The organism is Alteromonas sp. KUL17, assembly GCF_006538305.1.
Taxonomy (GTDB): domain Bacteria; phylum Pseudomonadota; class Gammaproteobacteria; order Enterobacterales; family Alteromonadaceae; genus Alteromonas; species Alteromonas macleodii.
In genome coordinates this window covers 1-23,002 of the sequence record NZ_BJKJ01000034.1, presented here as the reverse complement: position 1 = coordinate 23,002, position 23,002 = coordinate 1, and the positions used below count along the sequence as shown (strand labels likewise).

At 44.9% G+C, this 23,002-nt stretch carries 21 protein-coding genes; 11 read left to right on the top strand and 10 right to left on the bottom strand.

What is annotated here, in order from left to right; all coding sequences use genetic code 11:
* Nucleotides 1-94: 94 nt before the first annotated feature.
* A complete protein-coding gene (locus tag KUL49_RS19250; protein ID WP_049586044.1) occupies nucleotides 95-1,219 on the bottom strand; it encodes a beta-ketoacyl-ACP synthase III in 1,125 nt (374 codons plus the stop codon).
* Nucleotides 1,220-1,626: 407 nt separating this feature from the next.
* Entirely contained in the window at nucleotides 1,627-3,429 is a 1,803-nt protein-coding gene (locus tag KUL49_RS19245; protein WP_131138307.1) for a choice-of-anchor I family protein, read from the bottom strand.
* A gap of 502 nt (nucleotides 3,430-3,931) precedes the next feature.
* Between KUL49_RS19245 and KUL49_RS19240 the strand changes: the two genes are divergently transcribed.
* Entirely contained in the window at nucleotides 3,932-4,729 is a 798-nt protein-coding gene (locus KUL49_RS19240; protein WP_014950456.1) for a M48 family metallopeptidase, read from the top strand.
* A 144-nt stretch (nucleotides 4,730-4,873) separates the two neighbouring features.
* On the opposite strand, the gene KUL49_RS19235 is transcribed toward KUL49_RS19240, so the two are convergent.
* Nucleotides 4,874-5,716, bottom strand: a complete 843-nt coding sequence (locus KUL49_RS19235; protein ID WP_014950457.1) for a mechanosensitive ion channel family protein — start codon at nucleotides 5,714-5,716, stop codon at nucleotides 4,874-4,876.
* Nucleotides 5,717-6,624: 908 nt separating this feature from the next.
* Between KUL49_RS19235 and KUL49_RS19230 the strand changes: the two genes are divergently transcribed.
* The 4 genes from KUL49_RS19230 to ruvX all read left to right on the top strand — a co-directional run bounded on the left by KUL49_RS19230 (nucleotide 6,625) and on the right by ruvX (nucleotide 9,564).
* Nucleotides 6,625-7,353, top strand: a complete 729-nt coding sequence (locus tag KUL49_RS19230) for a 16S rRNA (uracil(1498)-N(3))-methyltransferase (protein ID WP_131138306.1) — start codon at nucleotides 6,625-6,627, stop codon at nucleotides 7,351-7,353.
* Nucleotides 7,354-7,491: 138 nt separating this feature from the next.
* Nucleotides 7,492-8,445: a glutathione synthase gene (gene gshB, locus KUL49_RS19225; RefSeq protein WP_049586041.1), complete on the top strand. Its 954-nt coding sequence runs from the start codon at nucleotides 7,492-7,494 to the stop codon at nucleotides 8,443-8,445.
* A gap of 128 nt (nucleotides 8,446-8,573) precedes the next feature.
* Complete coding sequence (locus KUL49_RS19220) at nucleotides 8,574-9,140, top strand: YqgE/AlgH family protein (RefSeq protein WP_014950460.1); 567 nt, start codon at nucleotides 8,574-8,576, stop codon at nucleotides 9,138-9,140.
* Nucleotides 9,133-9,564, top strand: coding sequence for a Holliday junction resolvase RuvX (gene ruvX / locus KUL49_RS19215; protein ID WP_014980071.1), 432 nt, complete (start codon nucleotides 9,133-9,135; stop codon nucleotides 9,562-9,564). The genes KUL49_RS19220 and ruvX overlap by 8 nt, the downstream gene beginning before the upstream one ends.
* A gap of 46 nt (nucleotides 9,565-9,610) precedes the next feature.
* Here the strand turns inward: ruvX and KUL49_RS19210 are convergent, their stop codons facing one another.
* From KUL49_RS19210 to KUL49_RS19200, 3 genes are all read right to left on the bottom strand, one after another.
* Complete coding sequence (locus KUL49_RS19210; protein ID WP_039227917.1) at nucleotides 9,611-9,928, bottom strand: DUF2007 domain-containing protein; 318 nt, start codon at nucleotides 9,926-9,928, stop codon at nucleotides 9,611-9,613.
* A gap of 140 nt (nucleotides 9,929-10,068) precedes the next feature.
* A complete protein-coding gene (locus KUL49_RS19205; RefSeq protein WP_131138305.1) occupies nucleotides 10,069-11,181 on the bottom strand; it encodes a PilT/PilU family type 4a pilus ATPase in 1,113 nt (370 codons plus the stop codon).
* A gap of 8 nt (nucleotides 11,182-11,189) precedes the next feature.
* The gene (locus KUL49_RS19200) at nucleotides 11,190-12,233 is read right to left on the bottom strand and encodes a type IV pilus twitching motility protein PilT (RefSeq protein ID WP_014950464.1); all 1,044 of its coding nucleotides are present in this window, start codon (nucleotides 12,231-12,233) and stop codon (nucleotides 11,190-11,192) included.
* 27 nt (nucleotides 12,234-12,260) lie between these two features.
* Here KUL49_RS19200 and KUL49_RS19195 point away from each other — a divergent pair, with 27 nt between their 5' ends.
* From KUL49_RS19195 to KUL49_RS19175, 5 genes are all read left to right on the top strand, one after another.
* Complete coding sequence (locus KUL49_RS19195; RefSeq protein WP_039227916.1) at nucleotides 12,261-12,947, top strand: YggS family pyridoxal phosphate-dependent enzyme; 687 nt, start codon at nucleotides 12,261-12,263, stop codon at nucleotides 12,945-12,947.
* A gap of 70 nt (nucleotides 12,948-13,017) precedes the next feature.
* Nucleotides 13,018-13,839 (top strand): pyrroline-5-carboxylate reductase, encoded by an 822-nt coding sequence (gene proC / locus KUL49_RS19190; protein ID WP_131138304.1) that lies wholly within the window; start codon nucleotides 13,018-13,020, stop codon nucleotides 13,837-13,839.
* A gap of 20 nt (nucleotides 13,840-13,859) precedes the next feature.
* Nucleotides 13,860-14,396, top strand: coding sequence for a YggT family protein (locus KUL49_RS19185; protein WP_131138303.1), 537 nt, complete (start codon nucleotides 13,860-13,862; stop codon nucleotides 14,394-14,396).
* Nucleotides 14,397-14,492: 96 nt separating this feature from the next.
* Nucleotides 14,493-14,966: a DUF4426 domain-containing protein gene (locus KUL49_RS19180; protein WP_131138302.1), complete on the top strand. Its 474-nt coding sequence runs from the start codon at nucleotides 14,493-14,495 to the stop codon at nucleotides 14,964-14,966.
* A gap of 331 nt (nucleotides 14,967-15,297) precedes the next feature.
* Nucleotides 15,298-17,388: an NADPH-dependent 2,4-dienoyl-CoA reductase gene (locus KUL49_RS19175; RefSeq protein ID WP_131138301.1), complete on the top strand. Its 2,091-nt coding sequence runs from the start codon at nucleotides 15,298-15,300 to the stop codon at nucleotides 17,386-17,388.
* Between the two features lie 31 nt (nucleotides 17,389-17,419).
* Here the strand turns inward: KUL49_RS19175 and KUL49_RS19170 are convergent, their stop codons facing one another.
* From KUL49_RS19170 to KUL49_RS19155, 4 genes are all read right to left on the bottom strand, one after another.
* Nucleotides 17,420-18,577, bottom strand: a complete 1,158-nt coding sequence (locus KUL49_RS19170) for a tetratricopeptide repeat protein (RefSeq protein WP_131138300.1) — start codon at nucleotides 18,575-18,577, stop codon at nucleotides 17,420-17,422.
* A 116-nt stretch (nucleotides 18,578-18,693) separates the two neighbouring features.
* The gene (locus KUL49_RS19165) at nucleotides 18,694-19,029 is read right to left on the bottom strand and encodes a VOC family protein (RefSeq protein WP_131138299.1); all 336 of its coding nucleotides are present in this window, start codon (nucleotides 19,027-19,029) and stop codon (nucleotides 18,694-18,696) included.
* Between the two features lie 209 nt (nucleotides 19,030-19,238).
* The gene (locus KUL49_RS19160) at nucleotides 19,239-21,083 is read right to left on the bottom strand and encodes a DUF885 family protein (RefSeq protein ID WP_131138298.1); all 1,845 of its coding nucleotides are present in this window, start codon (nucleotides 21,081-21,083) and stop codon (nucleotides 19,239-19,241) included.
* A gap of 235 nt (nucleotides 21,084-21,318) precedes the next feature.
* Nucleotides 21,319-21,960: a glutathione S-transferase family protein gene (locus tag KUL49_RS19155; protein ID WP_061486424.1), complete on the bottom strand. Its 642-nt coding sequence runs from the start codon at nucleotides 21,958-21,960 to the stop codon at nucleotides 21,319-21,321.
* Between the two features lie 419 nt (nucleotides 21,961-22,379).
* Between KUL49_RS19155 and sodC the strand changes: the two genes are divergently transcribed.
* Nucleotides 22,380-22,925 carry a superoxide dismutase family protein gene (gene sodC / locus KUL49_RS19150; protein ID WP_131138297.1) on the top strand — a complete coding sequence of 182 codons (546 nt, stop codon included), beginning with the start codon at nucleotides 22,380-22,382 and terminating at the stop codon, nucleotides 22,923-22,925.
* Nucleotides 22,926-23,002: the final 77 nt, after the last annotated feature.

Below are 23,002 nucleotides of genomic sequence, written 5' to 3'. Positions count from 1 at the left end.
GCATTGATGCAACGTCCCTGAAACCTTCGATATACAGCACATAACGTTTTCAGCTAGGTACGGTGCGCAGGCATCGCCCGCGCTATGATAAAAACTATCGTTTACGGATCACTAGTGAGCCAATTGAATACCCTGCACCGAAAGAGCAAAGTACTCCCACGTCACCGGCAACCAGGTCTTCATGGTTTAAACCAAACGCAATCACAGAACCCGCAGAAGCAGTGTTGGCAAACTCGTCCAACACAATTGGCGCTTCAGTACGGTCAGCATCGCGACCTAACAGGCGTTTGCAAATCAAGGTGTTCATATTGATATTAGCTTGGTGAAGCCACCAACGCTTGACGCCTTCTGGCGTAATATCGTGACTCGCTAAATGCGCTTCAATATGCGCTGCTGCCAATGGACACACTTCCTTAAAAACTTTGCGACCCGCTTGATGGAACAGCTTATCAGGTCCATACGGATCAACGTCTTCGGCACGTGTCATGTAGCCAAAATTAGAACGAATATTGTTTGAGAATTTCGTCAATGCTTTGGTGCTTAGCACGTCGTACACGTGCTCACTTTTGGCGGTTTCAGCAAGCTCAAGCACCGTCGCCGTAGCCACATCGCCAAAAATAAAGTGACTGTCGCGATCAGCGTAGTTAATTTGCGGTGAGACCAACTCAGGGTTAATAACCAATACGCGAGTCGCATTTTTCGCGCTCAGCATTTCATAGGCGCGATGCATACCGAACGTTGCTGCAGAACAAGCAACTAGCATATCGAAACCAAACCCTTCAATATTAAGAGCTTCTTGTACTTCAATTGCAATCGCAGGATAAGCACGCTGGGTGTATGCACACGACACAATCACAGCATCAATTTCATCGGCCGTAACATTGGCGGATGCCAGAGCTAACTTGGCGGCTTCGACGGCAATTTCAGCTTGGTGAGAAAGTTCGTCATCTGCTCGAGGGGCAATCTTAGGCTTCATTCGAGTGATGTCTAGCGCACCCTCTTTTTGATAGATGTAGCGACTTTTAATTCCTGATGCTTTTTCGATGAACTCTGCACTTGAATAAGGCATTGCTGCTACATCACCTGATTCGATTTGCGCTTTATTTTCTTCGTTAAACGCATCTACGTAAGCATTGTAGCTGTCTACGAGCTCTTCGTTAGTTATACTGTCTTTAGGGTGCCATACACCCACACCACTAATCACAACTTGCTGAGACATAGGCATTCTCTATTATTTGATAGCACTATGGCGGTATTGAGCATTGCGTTACTCTGTGTCCTAAACGCATCTATACCAGTGCAATTGAGCCTAATCGTATTTACCTTAAAAAATACGACTGCGTTTTATGGGTTATAGCTTACCTTAATCCTTAAACGGTGTAACCATTGTGAACGCAAGGAAAGCTCTATTCCTCCTTTTAATACCAGTCCGCATAGATAATTACCCACTCAGCGAGACTTAAAATGTTCGTAATCGTGGCGTGTTTTCGCAGGTATAGTGGCTCTACATCAAGGTGACACAACAAAGAGTAAGGACATTTTAAACTCGCCCTTCGGGAAGGTCTGGCAAGCTACCAATAAAAAACCCCGCTTCAAAGCGGGGTTTCATGTAATCAACGCGGGAGCTTACAGCTGGTTGATTTGCCACACCGTTACTGTGCCGCTAACTTCGTTGCCTACAACAAGAAGAGGCACACCGCTTGGGCTGTCTTCAGCGCTAACAAAAACCAGGCTTTCTGGCGCTAAGTCACCAATGAAATCGTCGCTTGTCAAACCTTGGGTTAGGTCACGGTTAATTACATATTCTGCAAATTGAACGTCATAAGGGTTAGTAACGTCGTATACGAAAATACCGCCCATGCGCTCTGTGCCGATAAACGCGTAAGTGCGCTCGCCAACTTGACCCACGGTTAACGCTTCTGGCTCTGGACCTTTATTCTCTGAGCGCGAGTCGCTTGCATTTTCATCGTCACCATTGTTGAACTGCGCCCCATGAACCGACGCTGTAATGCGTTCAAAATCATCACCCGAGTCATAAACCACTAAACCATTTTGATCCCAGATAGTGAATGAACGTGCACCGTAAGCGTACGCTGCATCGTACTCGCCGTTTCCGTCAGCATCACCCATAGCTGAAGTTACACGTAAGTCGTCCGCTTCACCTGTCGCCTGTAGCATAGCTAATTCAGAGTTGGCGGCAGCGGTAAGATCTTCTACTTTAACTTCGTCTGTATAAGCTAGACAGCCATCATCTTCGTCAAAATCAACACCACCTGCAGCAGTACATGCCGCCTCATCAGCAGCGTCAAAGAAGTACTCACGGGCATCGCCTTCGTTAGCGGTAAGAATGAAAGTCGCATCCTTCCACGTAAAATTAGCAATGGTATCAGGCTGGTATACACCATAAATACCTGTGTACTGACCAAAACTCACCGCATCATTTTCTTGGATATCAATATTAAGTCCAGCCCAAGACTTAGTTCCTAGGCCGACGACATCTACCGTTAACTCTTCCAAGTCAATAATCGCAAGGCCATTGTTTTCCTGAAGACTAACGTATGCAACGTCGTTAGTAGCGGTGATGTATTCTGGTTCCAGATCTTTCGCTACCGTTGAGGTAATAGCTGTGCCGTTAATCGTGCGTCCTGCTGGGTTAGGAAACATCATTCCCTGCGCCATCAAATCTGCTTCAGTACCGTTTAGAGCAGTAAAGCCAACGGTCGTCCCCGTTTCTTCTGGCTCACCACTTGCAAGAATATTAATGACGCTAACAGAACCTTCAGGGTCAATGGTGTAGTCATCAGAAGGCTCACCCTCGTTCGCTACCAACACTTTGCCACCATCTGGCGTAAAAGTGACCATATCAGGTAGTGCGCCAACCTCGACAGAATCCAAAAAGGCTGGAGCAGAACTGTCTAGCCCGTTGTAGAACAACACATAACCGTTATCAGTTTTAACGTCTGCAGGTACAGCTACAGCCATAAGGTCACCGCTAACCGCAATACTTGTTAAGCTACCTAAAGTCACACCATTTATATCGGCAGGCAGTGCGATAGTGGTAAGCGTTAGCGTAGTGGTGTTTATCGGATCAGCCATAGTAGCCGTGCTTACGCTAGAGGCATCAATAACTGCTATTGTATTCGTCTCGCCGTTTGTCGCGTAAATCGTATTGGTCTCAGCATGGTACTGAACAATTTCTGCGGCCGTTTGATTACCTAAGAAAGCACGACCAACGATATCCATTGCAATGCCGATTGACGCGTCGGTACCATCACTTCCGTCTGTCCCTGGGTCACCTTGTTCCCCTTGAGGTCCTTGAGCTCCTGTTTCGCCCTGCGCACCGTCGTCACCATCAAGGCCACATCCCGTGAGCGCCGCTGATACTAAAAATGCAAGTAACCCGTATTTAAACTTATTACGCACTGCCATTTGATTTCCTTTTTATTTGTATTTTTGTCGTACGTTATGAGGCTCGAGAAACCCAAGGATTTTTCCACCTTGTTCTCGCAAAGCGAAGGAAGAAAACAGGGATCCCTAACCTTAGTACACCAGAAATTTTATGTAACTTCTATGTATAAATTAGAATCAGTTTATGACACAAATATTAAATAGGCAAAAGCGCGTAACTTTTCTATAACAATAGATGGCACACACGCTGCTTTAAATATGGACAGCACGGAGCAGTAGGCTCAAAGTAATCACACTTTGCTCATGCAATTGTAAGCATATATTTCAAATATCCTAATGCGTGTAAGGAAAAACGGTTTAGCTTAACAGCGGAACACGCTTCGCTTTTTCAAAGGTATAGTTTTATTTATAAGCACTATCTGATACTAATATTGCCAAATAGACGTATAAACTGAGTGGGATAGTGCTTTAGCGCGCAAAAGTGAGCGAAGCGAGAACATTCAGTGATAAAAAAGGATTAACCATGAAATTGAAATTCACAGCTTCGGCAGTTATTGCCGCAGCGCTTACTTTAACAGCCTGTGCAACATCTCCTACGGGTAGAAATCAAGTGTTGCTCTATTCTGAAACTCAGCTCGCGCAAATGGGTGATCAGGCATTCACGGGCATGAAAGAAGAATTAAAAATTTCGAATAAAGCGGTTCAAAATTCTTACGTAGAATGCGTTGCAAATGCCATCACTGCTCAAGTACCAGCCACGGTATTCAATGGTCAATGGGAAGTCGTTGTATTCGACGATGAACAAGTTAACGCATTTGCGCTACCCGGTGGAAAAATTGGTGTCTATACAGGCTTGCTCAACGTTGCAGAAAACCAGCATCAACTTGCTGCTGTCATTGGCCATGAAGTAGGTCATGTTATTGCAGAGCATGGTAATGAGAGAATGTCGCAGTCAACATTGATAAATATGGGCAGTCAGGCGGTAGGCCAAGTTTTAGCCGCGAATGAAGTGCCTCAGTCGGGTCCCATCATGGCTGCGATCGGATTAGGTGTTCAAGTCGGTGTCCAACTTCCTTTTAGCCGAACTCATGAATCTGAAGCCGATGTCATTGGTCTTCAGCTAATGGCGAAGTCTGGGTTTGACCCAAGACAATCTGTAAACTTGTGGCAAAACATGGACGCAGCAAGCGGCGGCAACCGCCCAATGGAACTTTTGTCGACTCACCCAGCACCCCAAACCAGAATTGATAATTTACAAGCGAACATGCCTAACGCCTATGCAGACTATCAAGCTACTGCTTACCGCCCGAACTGTCGCTAAAAGTAAGTAATACCATTTCGTATAGGTCATTACCCGCTCATCGAGAGTTAAAATGTTCGTAATCGCGGCGTGTTACGTCGCACTTAATCTTAGGATAAAAAAAACGCTGCGAAATGCAGCGTTTTTTGTTTGAAACCAACGAAATTATTCGCTGTCTGCTTTGTGAAGATGTACATCCATTTGTGGAAATGGAATTGAAATACCCTCTTCATCAAAACGCAGTTTAACGTTTTCAGTGAAGTCGAATTTAACACCCCAGAAATCGGCAGAATTCACCCATGGACGAACAATAAAGTTCACGCTGCTGTCGGCCAGTTCAGATACTGCAATTTTAGGCGCTGGCTCCGCAAGAATACGCTCATCAGCCGCCACCATTTCTTCAAGAATTCTTTTCGCTTTAAGAAGGTCAGCGTCGTAACCAATACCAACAACCATGTCTACACGACGCGTGTCTCTTGCTGAATAGTTAGTGATGTTGCCACCGTAAATATTGCCATTAGGAACAATAATTTCTTTATTGTCTGGTGTGTTCATTGTTGTGGTGAAAATACCAATCTTAACAATAGAACCAGCAGTACCTGCAGCTTCGACAAAGTCACCCGCTTTAAATGGTTTGAAAACTAGAAGCATTACGCCAGCTGCAAAGTTCTTAAGCGAGTCTTGCAATGACAAACCAATAGCTAAACCAGCAGCACCTAATATAGCAACTAACGACGTTGTATCTACGCCTAGCTGATCAAGCGAAGCGACAATAACAAACAGCATTAGAATGGCGCTAAGGATAGCTTCCAGGAAGTCCACTAGCATGTTGTCGTATTTAGACTTGGCCATTAGGCGTCTAAATACAGATAAAATGAATCCAACTACGATCCTACCTATTACATAAATCGCAATTGCCATCAGAATGTTAATCCCCCACGGGATGGCGTAATCGTTTATGTACCTTTCAACATCGCTTGCAGAAAAAAGCGAGAGTTTTTCTTCCATAATATGGTCCTTGTTATGGTTAGTTGATAATTGCTCAAATACGGTAGCAGCTATTTGATTTAAGACCAATATAATATGGGCTCAAACACAGTAAATTTGCTCTAAAGTCTAAGCTACATGGGTGTTTAAAAGCGTTAGTATTATACAAAAGTAGAGGAAATTCATTTGTTTTACTTTAGGATCTACTGTCCTTTTCTGTACATTTTTGCCGCGGTTTGTTGGCCATCTAGGCAAGGCGGATGTTTGACGGTGTAGTGGTTCTAAATCGACAAGTTTCTATGCCGTATAGGTGGCACACAGGCGCTAGAATGAAAAAACAAAAAATGAACGCTTTTTATTCGCTTGTCACACGCTTGTCACTCAACAAGCGCATCCTTCATCACGAAGCTTAAATGCGCTTTGTGTTTTTTTTCCATTTTTTGGAAGTTACCGAGTTATAAGACATTTTTTTTGATGATTTTTTAGCCTCAAAGTTTTAGACTAAAGTCTCATGAAAGTTGACTGTTCACTACGCCTCATCAGTGTGTGTTGAGCAACTTCATGAAGGAGCTTTAGCAAACTATGTCACGTAAAGGATTAACGCATGTTGCTTCTCATAACCCTGTTTTCGGTGGTTTTGTGTTTATTTTTATATTCACTGTGCACTGATAAAGGAAAACATACTAAGTACGCAAGAGCGGACTACCGCCCAGCAGCCCAATCGAAGTCTTCATCCAACGTGTTGAAATCTACTTCGAGAAACTCTTCGCCTTCCGCGGCCTAGAGAGTGAGTCATGTGATTCTTAAATAGGCAGCATGCTGTCGTTTGCGTAAGTTTTTGCATATTTACTTACGCGATGTTGTCGACAGCATTGCAACCTGTATCCACACACGTATTATACGCGTTAAAACTACACATCTGATTTGCTATGCGTATACCAAGAGTTTATTACCCCAATCCAATCCCGTTAGAACAAGAGTTTGAGTTAACTGAAGACGCCGGTCATCACATCGCGACGGTTCTGCGTATAAAGCCTAATCGCCCTATTGTGCTTTTTAATGGCGACGGCAATGAATACAGTGCGCAAATTATTAGCGTTCAAAGAAAAAAAGTGACGGTTGAAGCCGACGCTTGTTTATCGCTAGCGAAAGAATCCCCGCTTCATTTGCACTTAGGTCAAGGGGTATCTAAAGGCGATAGAATGGATACCGTGCTACAAAAAAGCGTGGAACTTGGCGTATCAGAAATAACGCCCGTGATCACTGAACGCTGTACGGTTAAACTCGACGAGTTACGCTGGGAAAAGAAAATTCAGCAATGGCAGAAGATCATTATTGGCGCCTGTGAACAAAGCGGTCGCAACATTATTCCCGCGCTCAACGCCCCGGTTAGTCTTAATCAATGGTTGTCGTCTTCAACCAATACCACAAGATTAGTTCTCGCACCGGGCGCTGTACAAAGTTTGGCAAGACAACCTTATAATGCTCAAGGCTTTCGTTTGCTTATTGGCCCTGAAGGTGGGTTATCTGAAACAGAAATTCATCAGGCAAACGAAAACGGCTATCAGTCGGTAAGTTTGGGCCCACGTATTTTGCGCACCGAGACAGCGGCGATTACAAGCCTAAGTATTCTTCAAGCTCAGCACGGCGACTTCTAAGTCAGTATTTTAGGCAGCTATATAGCAAGCATAGTGCTAGCTCAGTAACTTGAAGAATTCAGGTGTGCCCCCATATAAGTTTACAATCAGCTGGGCCATCTGAGCCGGCATTTTATCAACATTCAAGGTGAAAACATTATGCAATATACCGTTGGCGTAATTATGGACCCCATCGCGAGCATTAAGCCACATAAAGATACAAGCTTTGCGATGATGCTTGAAGCTCAGCGCCGCGGTGCAAAGGTTGTATATTTTGAATTAAAAGACCTGTATTTAGACAATGGTAAGCCTATGGGTTTAGGTAAAACCGTATCGGTCAAGGATCAAGCTACAGATTTCTACACCATTGAAGACGAGTCTACGTTGTATTTAGGCGACGTTGATGTGTTACTCATGCGCAAAGATCCTCCTTTTGACAGCGAGTTTTTGTATGCGACTCAGGTGCTGTCGCTTGCGCAGGACGCGGGAGCGCTAGTTGTAAATAACCCTCAAGCGCTTCGCGACTACAACGAGAAGCTTTTTACGTCGTACTTCCCAGAACACATTCCCAATACCTTAGTCACGAACAACCAAGCGCTTATCCGTGAGTTTCACGCCAAGCACCAAGACATTATTTGCAAACCCCTAGACGGTATGGGCGGCGCATCTATTTTTAGAGTGAAACCTGACGGTAATAACTTAGGCGTTATTATTGAGACCCTAACCAAGTTAGGCACGCGCTACATGATGGTTCAAGAGTACCTACCAGAGATTAAAGACGGCGATAAGCGCGTACTCATCGTTGATGGTGAAGTCATGCCGTACTGCTTAGCGCGACTGCCTACCAAAGGGGAAACCAGAGGTAACCTAGCCGCTGGCGGTACAGGACGCCCTCAGCCAATCTCAGATTCTGACCGCGCCCTAGCCGAAGCCATCGCGCCAACGCTCAAGGAAAATAACATTTTATTTGTAGGACTTGATGTTATTGGCAGCAAAATTACTGAAATAAACATTACTAGCCCAACTTGCGTAAGAGAAATAGAAGCAGCTTACGATGTTAATATAATGGGTGCGCTGTTTGACGCCATTGAAAAGCGCTTGGCCAGTAAATAAAGTAAGGTTGTATTGGTAACACAGTGCAGTTCGTATCGTAAAAAGCAAATATGAGTGGATAGAGCGCCTTTAGCTTCAATAGTGTAAAGGCCCTCACAGAGCAAAAGATAGTAGATAAAAGACAAACTATGACGGAATTAAAAAGCCTACAAAATCATTTTCTGGTCGCGATGCCTAGTTTGGACGATCCGTATTTTTCTCGCTCACTCATTTATATTTGTGAACACAACGCTGAAGGTGCTATGGGTATTGTAGTAAATCAACCCTCTACCATGAACGTGAAGCAGCTTCTTGAACAGACTGACAAAGAACTCACTGTGTCTGACGACAAAGCAGAGCAAATCGTGCTGGCTGGCGGTCCTGTAAGCCAAGAGCGAGGATTTGTGCTGCACTCGTCGCAAAGAGAGTGGGCATCTAGCTTAAAGCTTGCACCAGGGGTTATGGTGACCACCTCCAAGGACATTTTGACTGCTATTGCCAATGATGAAGGCCCTGAAGACGTTTTGATTGCTTTGGGGTACGCGGGCTGGACAGCCGGTCAGCTTGAGAAGGAAATGCAGGAAAACGCATGGCTCACCATCGAAGCTGACGAAGAAATTCTGTTTAACACGCCTATGCACAAGAAATGGCAAGCAACAGTAAATAAACTCGGTGTGGATGTATGGCAGCTAGCACCGGGAGCGGGGCATGCCTGATATAGGAAATCGTACGGTACTTGCGTTTGATTTTGGTACCAAAAGCATTGGCGTGGCGGTAGGTCAGGAAATTACCGGTACGGCTTCCCCTCTTGCAGCGCTGAAGGCACGAGACGGTATTCCTGACTGGACGTTAATAGAAAAGCTTTACGAAGAATGGCAACCGCATATCGTGGTGGTGGGTTTACCGCTTAATATGGATGGTACTGAGCAGGAGATGACTCAACGCGCCCGCAAATTTGCAAACCGTCTACATGGGCGTTTTAAAGTGGCCGTTGACACCTGTGATGAGCGACTGACTACCACAGACGCTAAAGCCATGCTGTTTGAGTTAGGTGGCTATAAGAAACTGACTAAAGATAAGGTTGATAGTGTGTCGGCATGCGTAATATTCGCTAGCTGGAGCGAGAGTCAGTACGAATAATTGTTAGGGGCTGTTGACCTTTGTATGCTGCTGGCTCTTGCTGTTATTACTTTTCTGCCCCACACTGCCAGCAGACATCAAAAGCAGCCCCGTTTTGTTCACTGCACTCACCACAAATCCAGTCTTCACTAGATACTGCCTTATCGTTTGATTTCTGAATGAAGAGCTCAATAACTTTCGACGCTCTTGCATACCAGCTATCGTCAACAAGCCACACTTCCTGCTGAGAATCTTGCCAAGGCAGCTCTCCGATTGCGCCACTGGCGAACTCATTTTTTACCATATAAGGAATAGATAAAGCGTCAAGCTCGCTGCGAACCGCTTGAAGTTCAAAAGCGTCTTGTGAAGTGAAGAGTTTTTTCAATGGCTACCCTCTTGTTAAACACAAAAGCAGCCCGTGGGCTGCTCATCATGCGAGAAAAACGTGTCTCTCTACTGCTTTATTTCAGTAAGCGTTTCAAACGCAGCTCCCCCTAAAGGGATTTCAGCATAAAGCGAAAGCAATTAGTCATCCATATCAATAGATACATTTGACAGTGTACCTAAGCTAGAACCGTCGCTGGTATCAAGCTTGATCATCAAGCGCAAATCGTTGGGCGAGTCGGCGTGGTGCAGCGCTTGGTCCATATCAATCTTACCCGCTTTGTACAAATCATACAGGGCCATATCAAAGCTCTGCATGCCCTGCTCTTTGCCTTTTTTCATTGCTTCTTTTAACGCGCCTATTTCATTGCGCTGTATTAGGTCGCGCACTAGCGGCGAATTAAGCAATATTTCTATTGCCGCAACCCTACCCTTGCCGTCTGGAGTTGGTACTAACTGCTGAGCCACGATGGCGCGGATGTTTAAGCTTAAGTCAAAGCGCAACTTATCGTGCTGATCTTTAGGCGCTAAATGCATAATACGCTCAATAGCTTGGTTCGCGTTGTTAGCGTGCAGCGTAGCCACACACAAATGCCCTGTATCAGCAAACGACATAGCATATTCCATGGTTTCCATTGAACGAATTTCACCAATAAGAATGACATCAGGCGCCTGACGTAGCGAACTTTTAAGGGCGTCGTCGAAAGACTGAGTATCTATGCCCACCTCGCGCTGGGTAATAACACAGTTTTTATGCTCGTGCACAAATTCAATGGGGTCTTCAATAGTCAGTATATGCCCGTGCGAATTTTCATTTCTATGTCCAATAAGCGCAGCCAGTGACGTGGACTTACCCGTGCCTGTTCCACCTACAAATAGAACAAGACCGCGTTTAGCCATAATAATTTCTTTTAATACTCGCGGCAGACCCAAATCATCAGCTTTAGGAATTTGAGTAACGATGCGGCGAATCACCATGCCCGCTTGGTCACGCTGCCAAAATGCAGAGCAGCGGAAACGACCAATGCCCTCTCGTACTATGGCGAAATTACATTCTTTGGTCGTGTGAAACTCATTCTGCTGTTTTTCAGTCATCGCTTCGTGAACCAGCGCCAGCGATGCCTCTTCCGAGGTCGCGCTTTCCGTCACTGGCGTAAGTTTGCCGTTAATTTTGGCACTTACCCGAAACCCCGCCGTTACGAATAAATCCGATGCGTTGGTATCGACCATTTTTTGTAGTAGTGAATCTAACATATTGGCCTCTAGAAACTGTTCATCGACTGTTTATCAACTGACTTTGCTGCGGCGTCTTGTTTGGTAATAACCCCCATCGCCACTAAGCGCTGAAGACACTGATCCATGGTTTGCATACCGTGAGCCTGACCCGTTTGAATAACCGAGTACATTTGCGGCACTTTATCTTCTCGAATAAGGTTACGAATAGCGGGGATCCCCACCATGATTTCATGAGCCGCAACTCGGCCCCCGCCTACTTTCTTAAGCAGTGTCTGTGAAATAACCGCACGCAATGATTCCGACAACATAGAACGCACCATGGCTTTTTCTTCTGCCGGGAAAACATCGATAATACGGTCAATGGTTTTTGGTGCAGAGTTGGTGTGAAGAGTGCCGAATACTAAATGGCCGGTTTCGGCAGCTGAAATGGCAAGGCGTATGGTTTCTAAGTCACGTAGCTCACCGACTAGAATTACGTCTGGGTCTTCACGAAGCGCCGAGCGCAGTGCGTTATTAAACGAGTGCGTATCGCGGTGTACTTCCCGCTGGTTTACCAAGCTAAGCTTGTTGTCGTGCACGAATTCGATAGGGTCTTCAATGGTAAGAATATGTTCACGCTTGTGGGTGTTGATATGGTCGACCATGGCCGCAAGCGTGGTACTTTTACCCGAGCCGGTGGCACCTGTCACAAGTACAATGCCGGTAGGCTGATTTATAATTTCCTTGAAAATTTCAGGCGCGCCAAGGTCGTCTAAGGTTAATACTTTACTGGGGATAGTACGTAATACTGCGGCGGCGCCTCGGTTTTGCACAAACGCGTTAACACGAAAGCGCGACAAGCCATTAACTTCGAAAGAAAAATCGGTTTCCAGGTTTTCTTCGTATTCTTTGCGCTGCATGTCATTCATAATCTCATAAACGAGACCATGTACTTGCTTGTGATCGAGGGCTGGCACGTTCAGTTTACGCATTTCGCCATCTACACGAATTATTGGTGGTAGGCCCGCTGATAAGTGTAAATCTGAGGCGTTATTCTTAACACTGAAAGCCAAAAGTTCGGTAATATCCACAACCACTTCTCCAAAACAAGGTGAATAATGCAAACAATAGCAGAAAGACTAGATTCCGCACGAAAAGGAATAGACCAAGCCGCTACCAGTGCACATCGTCCACCAAATTCCGTTAAATTGCTAGCGGTTAGCAAAACAAAACCCGTATCAGATATCATGGAAGCGTATGAAGCCGGACAACGTATGTTCGGCGAAAATTACGTGCAGGAAGGTGTTGAAAAGGTTCAGGAACTTTCTCACTTAAGCGATATAGAGTGGCACATGATTGGTCCAATCCAATCGAATAAAACCAAAGTGGTAGCCGAACACTTTGATTGGGTTCAGTCTGTAGATAGAGAAAAAATTGCTCGTCGCTTAAACGAACAGCGGCCTGACTCAATGCCGCCGTTAAACGTGTGCATTCAGGTTAATATTGATGACGAAGAGAGTAAGTCAGGGGTAGCCCTAAGTGAATTAGATGCGCTAGTGGAGTTTATTAACTCTCAAAAGCACCTGACCTTGCGTGGACTAATGGCCATTCCCAAAGCTGATCCTAGTGAAGAACAACAGCGCGCCACACTGTCTAAGCTAAAAGAATTATTCGACCACTACCATACATCATTGAGCAATTTTGATACCCTATCCGTAGGAATGAGTAGTGATATGACAGAAGCGATTCAACACGGGTCGACTATGGTGCGCATCGGTACCGCTATTTTCGGTAAGCGAAACTAGCGCGCTAACCCAACGGATAGCGCTTCGCCTCGCTACACAGACTTAAACGCAACCAACAAATAGGATTTACATGCAACAGAAAAAATTAGCATTTATTGGCGCGGGTAACATGAGCCGCAGCATCATCAGTGGTCTTATCAAATCTGGGTACGCGAAAGAAAACATCCTTGCGGCAAACCCTTCCACACCAAAGTTAGACGGCCTGAAGGCCGAGTTTGGTATTCACACCACACAATCTAATGATGAAGCCTGCCAATTCGCTGATGCCATAGTCCTTGCGGTAAAACCACAAATAATGGGCGATATGTGCGGTGAGCTTCAGAAAAACAATGACCTTTCGGGCAAGTTGTTTATGAGCATTGCAGCTGGGCTGCCGGTAGCCAGATTGCAAGAAATGCTAGGTGGTGAATACCCTGTTGTTCGTATTATGCCAAACACCCCGAGCTTGTTAGGCAAAGGCATGTCTGGGATGTATGCCGACGACACGGTTTCTGAGTCAGACAGGCAATACGTTGACGATGTAATGAACAGCGTTGGCGAAACCGTTTGGGTAGATAATGAAGAGGGTATTAACGGTGTTATCGCCGCAGCGGGCAGCAGCCCAGCTTATTTCTTCTTATTCTTACAAAATATGCAGGAAGAAGCCATGAACATGGGCTTTGACAAAGCGCAATCTCGCTTAATGGTCCAACAAGCCATGTTAGGCGCAGCCGAAATGGTTTGTAACAACCCAGACCTTGAATTAAGCGAGCTTCGTGCCCAAGTTACGTCTAAGGGCGGCACTACCGCAGAAGCCGTTAACACTTTCATTAATGAAGGTTTAAAAGATATTGTCAGCAAGTCGATGCGCGCCGCCGTAGCACGTGCTGAAGAAATGGCAAAACAGCTATAACGTTTTAGGAAAAACACAACATGAACGCAACGGTATTTTTGGTTGATACCTTATTTAGCCTTTATTTGATGGTGGTTATTCTGCGCCTTTGGTTACAAATGGTTCAGGCAGATTTTTATAACCCACTCAGTCAATTTGTAGTAAAAGCAACCCACCCTATCGTGGGGCCGTTGCGCCGTATTATTCCGTCAATCGGCAGGTTCGACACCGCTACCTTTGTTTTAGCCATAGCGGTATGCGCGCTTAAGTTAATAACCCTAGGGTTGATGTTTGGCGGTAGTCTAAACCCAATCGGTATTGCGATTTTGTCAGTAATTGGTGTGATAAAAGAAACCCTGTCGTTAATGTTCTGGGTGTTGCTACTACGTGCTATTTTGAGCTGGGTGTCACAAGGTCAGTCTCCGGTTGACTATGTTCTGTATCAGCTAACCGAGCCGTTTTTAGCGCCAATACGCAAAGTCATTCCACCATTAGGCGGTTTGGACTTATCAGTGCTTATTGCCATCATCGCATTACAGTTTTTACAGCTTCTGATCCAAGACACTTTCCCTATGTAACTAATGTCAGTTCAAGACACTGTTAGGGAAAGTATTGGCCTTGCAGTTTGGTTCATAGAGTAAAACAAGCTGTAATGGGTAAGAATTGAAAATAAGATGAAGGCAGAGGTAGTTTCTATCATGGGTAGAATAAATCAAATCAAAAAAGCTTACGTCGCACTTCTTGTGATGGCTATGTCATGCTTAAGCGTTTCCGCATTTGCCGAGCAGAAGCAAACGCTTGGTGAATGGGATGTTCACTATATGGTGGTGAGTACGCCATTTCTCACACCTGAAGTGGCGGCTAGCTACGGTATTGTGAGAAGTAAGTTTAATGCGTTGGTTAACATTTCGGTGTTAGACAAAGTTTCCGGTGAAGCGCAACGGGCAGATGTCACAGGTACGGCTAAGAATCTGTTAGGTAACTCGCGTAAGCTGACTTTCAAAAAGGTGGAAGAAGGTGATGCTATCTATTACCTTGCCGTGCTGCCATTTCGCGATCAGGAAACCTTTAGGTTTGAGATTGACGTTCAAAAAGATAGCAGCAAACAAACGCTGAAGTTTCAGCAAAAAATGTACGTTGACGAATAATTTATAAGGCGAGCACTGCGTTAATAATACCAATATCGTAAGTAAGCGCTCACCTGTAATGCATTCATGCTTGTGATAAAAAGCAGTGATTAACGAAGCGAGATATCCGTTAGCCCGGTATCTCGCTTTTTTATTATGTTAAAAATAGGGTAACTGCACTTTACCAATTGAATGTGGTGGTAAATAATCAAAGCAACTGGTCGGGCAAGTTAGTGTGGTCGGATTATGTGTAACCATTAGCACTTAAATCATGAAAGACAGATGAGCACTGCGCCGCAGCAAAGAGCGACATGCACTAACTGCCTTCATAGCAAATAAAAAGAGAACAATTATGAATACGCCCTCGTCTCAGACCGTATCTCAGACAGCTACACCGCAGTCTGCCCACAATTCAGAACAACTCTCACCTTACTTCCCTAACTTATTAGCTCCGTTAGATTTGGGCTTTACTCAACTTCGCAACCGTACCCTAATGGGTTCAATGCATTTAGGTTTGGAAGAAGAGAAAGGCGGATTTGACAAACTTGCTGCGTTTTACGCTGAGCGAGCAAAAGGTGGTGCGGGGCTAATCGTAACAGGTGGTATTAGCCCTAATATTTCAGGTTGGGTAGCGCCCTTTGCTGGCAGAATGACCCGCTCTCGCCACGCGAAAAAGCACCGTGTTATTACCGACGCTGTGCATAAGGAAGATGGCAAAATTTGCATGCAAATTTTGCATTCAGGCCGTTACGGTTATCATCCACTTGCTGTTTCGGCTTCACCGATGAAGTCGCCCATTACCCCTTTTAAGCCCCGCGAATTATCCTCTCGCGGCGTAAGAAGCACAATTAAAGACTACGTAAAATGCGCTAGCCTAGCTCAAAAGGCGGGCTATGACGGCGTGGAAATTATGGGTTCTGAAGGCTACCTCATAAATCAGTTTTTCTGTGAGCGCACCAACCACAGAAATGATGAATGGGGTGGCAGCTTAGAAAACCGCGCTCGCTTAGCGATTGAGATAGTAAAAGGTGTGCGCGAGAAAGTGGGCACTAACTTCATCATTATTTATCGCCTGTCTATGCTGGACTTAGTCGAAGGCGGCGCTAAGTGGGAAGAAGTCGTGTATTTAGCCAAAGAAATCGAAAAAGCAGGCGCTACGCTAATTAATACTGGCATTGGATGGCACGAAGCACGGGTACCCACTATCTCCACATCCGTACCTCGCGCGGCGTTTACCTGGATAACCGAACGCATGAAAAAAGAGGTGGCTATCCCTCTTATTACGACTAACCGTATCAATACGCCTGAAGTTGCAGAATCGGTACTCTCACAAGGCCATGCTGATATGGTATCGATGGCGCGACCTTTCTTGGCTGACGCACACTTTGTAGCGAAGGCCATGCGCAATGAGTCTAAGCTAATCAACACGTGTATTGCCTGTAACCAGGCTTGCCTAGACCATGCATTCGAACAAAAGCGTGCAAGTTGCTTGGTAAACCCACAAGCGTGCTACGAGACCGAACTTACCTTTCCTCCTACTCAAAATAGGAAAAAACTAGCGGTAGTAGGCGCAGGGCCTGCGGGTTTGGCGTTTTCCATGTATGCCGCAGAACGCGGTCACGAGGTACATCTATTTGATAAAGCCAGTGAAATTGGCGGTCAATTTAATTACGCCAAGCAAGTGCCGGGTAAAGAAGAGTTTTACGAAACCCTACGCTACTTTGACAATCAGCTAGCTCAAGTGGGCGTTACGGTTCACCTTAACAACGAGATTAACGCAGAAAGCCTTGCCGATGAGAGGTTTGATGAAGTGGTGCTAGCCACCGGTATTAATCCTCGTACGCTTACAATTGAAGGGCACGACCACCCTAAAGTGATGAGTTATTTAGACGTATTGCGCGACCACAAGCCAGTAGGCAAGAAAGTAGCTATTGTTGGCGCTGGCGGCATTGGTTTTGATGTAGCTGAGTTCTTGGTTGAACACGAACATTTAGCCAAAGATAAAGAAAAATGGCTGGCGCATTGGGGTATAGATAAAGACTATGCGGCACCGGGTGCACTAAAGGAAAAAGCCATAGAGCCTTCTGAGCGCGAAGTGTATCTATTGCAACGTAAAACGTCTAAAGTGGGCAAAGGGCTAGGCAAAACAACGGGCTGGATCCACAGGCAATCGTTGAAACACCACAATGTTCAAATGATAAATGGTGTGAGCTACGAGAAAGTAGACGATGAAGGTCTACACGTGCTGATTAACGACACGCCCAAAGTATTGCCGGTCGATAACGTCATTGTATGTGCTGGTCAGGAGCCGTTTAAGCCTCTGCAACAACCTCTAGAAGAGGCAGGATTTACCGTGCACATTATCGGCGGTGCTGACGTAGCGGCAGAGCTTGATGCCAAGCGTGCAATACGCCAAGGGGCAGAATTGGCAGCACGTATTTAATACGTGCTGACTGGCAAAACCTAACTAAGCACTACCTGCTATTTTGAATAGCGTTCAATTTAGCAGTGTACAGCTCTCGATTTTCTGACGGCAATGTAAGCGATACAGCCTTCTCCATCATACTTTCTGCATGCACCATCTTACCTTGCATAAAGTAAACTTTCGCCAACCCAGAATAACCCTCGCCTAAATAAGGCCCAGCAGCAATAGCCTTATTGAAAAAGGTTTCGGCATCTGAAAGATTGCCTCTTGCCAAAAACGCATCGCCTAAATCAACCCATCGATAAGGGTTATCATCATCGGCTTTCAAATACATATCGCCAATTTTCGCTAACGTTTTCATGTCACCTACTTTTTTAAGCAGCACCGCAAAATTTGACAGTGTATGCACTGATTCAATATCGTTTTCAATGGCAAATTCATACAGCGCTCTGGCTTCTTTAGTGTAGCCATTTGACCGATAAAGTACTGCAAGCGTATTTAGCGTAGACGCATTAGCAGTGTTTAACTTCATTGCTTGAGCTATATAGCTGTAAGCTAAATCGGGATTTTTTCCCAGCACTTCAGCTGACTTATTTTGGTAATACATTGAAATGAAGTCGGCTTCCGAAATATAGTTACCACGGTCGTTTAGCCTTGAAGGGAAATAATCGATGATTACTCTCTTTCTAGTAAAAATGATATCACCTTTTCTTTCAGGCTTAGGCCCCAGAACAACGCTGCGAACGTGGGTTGAGGTCGTAAGAATGCCATCAATTCGACGATACAGAGGCGGTGTGTGAACTTGCTGATACTTCACATCTAACCCAACAAGTTTCGCAAACGCGGTAGTAAGTAATGCCAAAGAAAGGCAGTTACCGTAGCGATTACCAACGACATCTTGCGCTTTCAATGTGTCGCCAGCATAGCTAAACGTTGACATCAAATCTTCTAAATAATAAGCAAGTCGAAGATTTGGTAAAACGTTCTTGTGGGCAGGGTCGTTATAGTAGGTTAAAAAATGTTGCTCTTGTTGAGGCGATAATTTGAATAAATCGGCAGGCGTTTCAACATCAGTAACTTTGAACGCATTAAGCTGCCAGCTTGGCGTTAATTGCTCAACTTCATTTACATATTTGTTTTCATCAAAGCTTTGACATGCAGAAGTAGCCACTACTGCGGCGGCTAAAAATAACGGTTTTAAATCCAATTCCCTTTCCTTTTGAAAACCTTTCTATGTTTGGAGATTAAAGGTCCAATAGGTACTTTACAAGGCTAAAGTCGCTCATCAACAGTGACACATTCTAAGAAAATGAAAACAATTCATCAAAACTGATCGAACATAATCGCGTTTCCATCTGGGTCTTTAACAATTAAATGCCCTGGACCACTTTCCCCTTTTACTGGTACTTCTAAAGCAACACCCTGTTCAACTAGCTGGGCTTGAAGTGCCCTAACATCACTTGGGTTGAAGGTCATAATGTTATCTTCAAACATCCCTTCGAATAACCCTATCATGGTGGTGCCATTTTTCATCATTAACCATTTATCTTCCACCGAGCCGCATGAAGGCATGGCTTCAAAGCCCAAGGCCTCATAAAACGTCTTCGACTTGCTGATGTCTTTAACCGTTAAACTTAACGAAAATAGCCCTAACTCCACTTTATTCTCCCTTAAATTTCGTAACCATTGTTCACTTATACCAATTAATACTCTAGTGAAGCTTTTGAACAATATCACTGCCATTAGTCGCAAAAAGAAAAAAGCCAGTAATACTGAATATTACTGGCTTTACGTCAAATATCGGCGTCTTACTGCTCTTAACCTAACGCTGATTGCGCTGTAAAAAGTTTAAATAAAAATATTATTCCTTAACTTTTTTGACTAGCGATCCAGCGATCAATTTTCTGCTCAAGAATAGCAAGTGGAATGCCGCCCGTGTTTAACACTTGTGCGTGGAACTCACGGATATCGAAATCATCACCTAATGCCTTCTCCGCGCGCGCGCGCAATTCTTGAATTTTAAGCGCGCCCACTTTGTAAGATAGCGCTTGCGACGGGATCGCAATATAACGCTCTACCTCGGCAACAACTTCTGTGCGGGTCATGCCTGAGTTATCAAGCATAAAGTCGATGGCTTGTTCGCGGGTCCAACCTTTCGCGTGAATACCTGTGTCTACCACCAAACGCATGGCGCGCAACTGCTCATCTTGAAGCGTGCCATAACGATTCCATGGATCGTCAAAGAACCCCATTTCATACCCTAGCGTTTCAGAATACAGCGCCCAACCTTCACCGAAGGCTGGTAGGAAGCTAAAGCGCATAAACGAAGGTAGCGCTTCATTTTCTTGCGCTAGACTCACTTGAAAATGGTGACCAGGAGCGCCTTCGTGTAGGTACAAGGTGACGTTTCCAGTGGTTAAACGGCTAGGCAAATCGTAGGCATTAAAGTAGAAAGTACCTGGACGAGAGCCGTCTGGCGTGCCCGGCTGATATGATCCACCTGCACTGAATTGCTCGATAGCAGGGTCGTAGGGTTTGATTTCTAGCTCAGACTTCGGCAACAGTGAAAAATACTGATCAATTTTCTCATCAACTTCACGGCCAATATCGTAATAGCTCTGTGTTAGCGCTTCACGGCTTTCAGGCTTGAACTTAGGATCGGTACGTACATAGTCGAAGAATTCGTTTAATGTCCCTTCAAACTTCACTTCGTCCTTAATTTCAAGCATGTCATTTTTGATACGCTTAACTTCTTTTAAACCAAGGTTATGCAGTTCATCAGGCGTCATTGGTAGTGTCGTTGAACCTTCCACCATCAATTGATAAAGCTTTGCACCACCTTTCATATCGCTAAGGCCAATGCTTTCACGTGCAATAGGCAAATACTCATCGCGAAGGAAGTCGCGCATACGCGTGGTTGCATCGTAAATCTCTTGCGTCGCTTTCTCGTAGTCAGCGGTTAAACGGGCTTTTTCTTCGTCAGAGAAACTTTCTGGGAACATAGTAATTGGCCCCCAAAACTGTGACTCTTTAATTGGGATAGCCAGCTGAGTATCGAACTGCTTGATCACGCGATCGATAGTCAGCTTAGTTTCAAGAACACCGCTTTCCATGCCCTCGCGGAACTTTCCGATAGCGCGGTCAGAAATAGCAATGTAATCCTTATGGCGAGATAAGTTATTTTCGTAATCTTCTACTGTTTTAAATGGCGCTGCGCCCTTTCCGCTCGCGAAGGTCGGGTAGAAGGTGTGGAACCCACTGAAGTGATTTACAGGACGCACTTCCGTTAGCGCTTCAATCTCGTCGGTAGACATTTTTAGCGAGCGCTCTTCGTTGTATTTAAATACGTCGTAGGCGAGTTTATCGGTGTCGCTTAACTTACTGCGGTCAATTTGTTTAAGTTCAGACAAATTCAGCAATGTCGCTGTCTTTCCCGCTAAAGCGTGAGAGTCTGTTAAGAAGTCGCCCATTCTGTCTGCGTAACGCATGTCGCCGCGAAAAATGGCCATAATTGGGTTTAGCTCAATATCACGCTGGTCAGCGGCTGCAAATAACGCAAAAAGTTTTTCGTGCTCAGACGCTTCTTTTGACACTGAAGTACTTTTTGATGAACTCTGCACATTTGCGTTGCCGTGTTCATGTGCCACTGCTGAGCTAAGGCCCAGTGCCATGGTTACTGCACTACTTACAAGTAGTGTTTTGAATGCTTTCATTTTTTGTTCCCTTGTTATTTCTTCGCTGTTTTTGCTTATATTTCGCAAAAAAAAGCGCTGTCGTTATGTGTTTTCTTGATTCTATATACCGCGTGACAAGCGCATTTAAACCTAATAATGCGTTCCTGACGCCAGATATCAGGCATACCGGCTGTACAATGCAATTCAACGTTTACTTAATTAGCCACATCTTCACACGGTATCTATTCATTTAAGGTTTTTCAGGATGCACTGTTTATTCAGGCAAATGATCCATCTCTTTTCGCCACGCCCTTTCATACGCCTCACGGCCTAACACGCGTTGCGCGTACGCGGCTACATTGTCTGTTTTACCGTCTAGCGTGATATCTAATTTACTGCCTTTTGCCCACGCCAAAATATGACCGGCTATTATGTCAGCCATGGTAAACATGGTGCCGCATACAAATTCTTTATCGCCCAGCATAGAAGAAAATACAGGCAACACGCGCTTGAACTCCCACACCGCTACATCACGCATTTGTTCAAGTCTTTGCTCTTTGGGCAATGCAAAGGTGTGCTTTGCCAAATTCCAAATCGGTTGCTCTAACTCATTGGTAAGAAACAACATCATTTCTTCATATTTGGCTCGCTCGAAGCTACCAGGCTCAGGAATGAATTCATGCATGCCGTGACGTTCAGCTAAAAAAGTGACGATAGCCGCCGATTCCGTCAAGGTACCTTCCGGCGTCGAAAGCGCTGGGATTTTAGAGGCAGGACTTATGGCTTTATATTCTTCTGACAGGTGTTGCCCTTGTTTTAAGTCAACTAAGCTGTACTCAAAAGGTAAACCTAGCTCTTCCAGTGCCCATGCCACGCGAACCGAGCGAGTTTTCGGATATCCGTAAAGTGTATACATACCTATGCCCTTGCTTATGTAATGTGAGCTAACTGTAAGTCGAATAGGGAAAAAGTGCTACTGCCATATTGTTACTGAGTTTTAACACTGTAACTTCTGTATGACAGTACCGCCTAATTATGGAGAGGCTCCATATCCAAAGACTATATAAAGAGGCTACCTTCAAAAAGAGTGAAAATAATAAGGAAAAGCCAAAAAGATAAGGTAATGGTCGGTAACTTTTTCACGTAACCAATATAATGATTTCCGTAAATGCCAGTAGCTATGCGCTAACACACAACTCGGTTGTCGCTTCAACGCCCTAGTATTCATAGTCTTGCGTAGTATCCCTGAGTTATGCGCCACAATGGTTCACTTTATGCTCATCTCACTTCAATGCTTTCAACAAATTTGTTAATAATTGAGTGAAGGAGAACACGATGAAGAAACGTTTATTATCTACCTTAGCAGGCTCACTGACATTAATATTAAGTGCGAGCAGTTTCGCAGGCCATCATGATAGCGATGGAAAAGAAGTGATAATGAATAACCTGGAAACAGGGATGAGCATGGGCTCAGTAATGGTGAGCAGTTATGATGATGACGGTGTGGTGTTCACACCCAACCTATCAGGATTAACCCCGGGCATTCATGGTTTTCATGTTCATCAAAATGGTGATTGTTCACCAGCAATGAAAGATGGAAAAAAAGTGTTGGGCGGCGCAGCGGGCGGCCATTTCGATCCAGAAGATACCGGTAAACACCGTGCTCCTTGGTCTGAGAAGGGTCACGAGGGCGATCTACCCGTGCTTTATGTTGATGAAAATGGAAACGCAACCCAGCCTATCTTTGCACCAGAGCTTGAGTTAGATGATATTGAAGGCCGCGCCTTAATGATTCACGCAGGTGGCGACAATTACTCTGATTCACCTAAAAAGTTAGGTGGCGGTGGTGACCGCGTAGCATGTGGCGTAATTGGGAAATAAACTAACGCCACCTCATGTTATGCAATCAATATTTTATATAAAAAAGCGGCTTCAAAAGCCGCTTTTTTATACTTCAC